This window comes from Actinoplanes sp. NPDC051346, from assembly GCF_040682215.1.
In the GTDB taxonomy this organism is placed as follows: Bacteria; Actinomycetota; Actinomycetes; order Mycobacteriales; family Micromonosporaceae; genus Actinoplanes.
Window position 1 is genome coordinate 1 of record NZ_JBFBAJ010000009.1, and the last position, 1,644, is coordinate 1,644.

General features: G+C 70.4%; 2 protein-coding genes. One reads left to right on the forward strand and one right to left on the reverse strand.

Going from position 1 to position 1,644, the window contains the following annotated elements; all coding sequences use genetic code 11:
• A partial coding sequence (locus AB0M36_RS22350; RefSeq protein WP_364160435.1) for a sigma-70 family RNA polymerase sigma factor occupies positions 1–464 on the reverse strand: 464 nt, incomplete at its 3' end.
• Positions 465–695: 231 nt separating this feature from the next.
• Here AB0M36_RS22350 and ppgK point away from each other — a divergent pair.
• A complete protein-coding gene (ppgK, locus tag AB0M36_RS22355; RefSeq protein ID WP_364160437.1) occupies positions 696–1,508 on the forward strand; it encodes a polyphosphate--glucose phosphotransferase in 813 nt (270 codons plus the stop codon).
• The last annotated feature ends 136 nt before the right edge of the window (positions 1,509–1,644 follow it).

Sequence of the window (1,644 nt, forward strand, 5' to 3'; positions counted from 1 at the left end):
TCGGTGACGCCGAGGTGGGTGGCGATGTCGGCGACCAGGGGTGAGCGGCCGAGGGTGTGTGTGAGGGTGGCGTTGGCTTCGGTGATGGCCAGGCGCAGTTCTTGCAGGCGGCGGGGGACGCGGACGGACCAGGTGCGGTCGCGGAAGTGGCGTTTGATTTCGCCGATGATGGTGGGGATGGCGTAGCCGGCGAAGTCGACGCCGCGGGTGGGGTCGAATTTGTCGACGGCTTTGATGAGGCCGACGGTGGCGGTCTGGATGAGGTCGTCGGTGGGTTCGCCGCGGCCGGAGTAGCGGTGGGCGAGGTGGCGGGCCAGGGGCAGCCAGGCCTCGATCGCCTTGTCACGCAACCCGGCGCGGCGGTGGTCTCCGGTGGGCACGGCGGCCATGGCGTCGAGGAGATCGGCGGCGCTCTCCGGCGGGGCGTCACTCACCGTGTTTGCCTTAGGGGCGGTAACGGTCATAACGGAGGTCCTCCATCAGCGGGCAGAGAGCCGTGCCCGCACGCGGCGACCGTTCACTCCCTCCCACGCTAGCCGGTCAGCCGACCGTTGACTAGCCGAAAGTATGAGTCACGTTACGTGACAGCGGTACCATCCGCCTCATTCGGAGAGTTCGGGGAATGGCACGATTCGATGCCGGGTGCGTGTGGGTACACGGCTGAGGAAAACCGCACCGGGGACGGAGAACTGGATATGGCCATCCTGGGCATCGACATCGGCGGGTCCGGCGTGAAGGGTGCACCGGTCGACACGGTACGGGGAGAGCTGCTCGCGGAGCGCTACCGCGTGCCGACGCCACAGCCGTCCGACGTGACGAGCGTGGCGGAGGCGGTCGCGGAGGTGGCCGGCCAGTTCGGCGACTTCGACCACGTCGGGGTGACCTTTCCCGGGGTGGTGGTCGACGGCGTCACCCGGACCGCGGCGAACGTCGACAAGTCATGGCTGGACGCCCCGGCGGCGCGGCTGTTCACCGAGCGGCTGGGCCGGCCGGTCTCCGTGCTCAACGACGCCGACGCCGCGGGCGTCGCCGAGGTCGCCTTCGGCGCTGGGCGCGACGAACGCGGCCTGGTGATGATGTTGACCTTCGGCACCGGCATCGGCAGCGCGCTGTTCCTCGACGGCACCCTCATCCCGAACACCGAGTTCGGCCACCTCGAGCTCCACGGCCACGACGCCGAGCTGCGCGCCTCGGACCGGGCCCGCGAGCAGGAGGACCTGAGCTGGGAGCACTGGGCCGAACGCGTCCAGACCTACCTGCGCCACGTGGAGATGCTGCTGTCGCCGCGCCTGATCATCGTCGGCGGCGGCGTCAGCAAGAAGTCGGACAAGTGGCTGCCTCTGATCGACATCCGCACCCCGATCGTCCCTGCCACCCTCCTCAACAACGCCGGCATCATCGGCGCCGCCGTCACCGCCGAGCAGGCGGCTGGCCACCCTGGCGCCGTCCGCGTCGAAGCCGACCGCCCCGGCGCCGAAGGAGTAGCCGCCGGCGCCCACGAAGGCTGAGCACCAGGGTTGCGGGCAGTGGTAACCGCAACCACCACGGATTGCGCCCGGTGGTGGGGGGGGGGGGCGCAAAACCCAGCGGGGGCCGGGGGGGGGTTTAGGGGCGCCCACCACCCCCGAAACGGGGGGCCACACA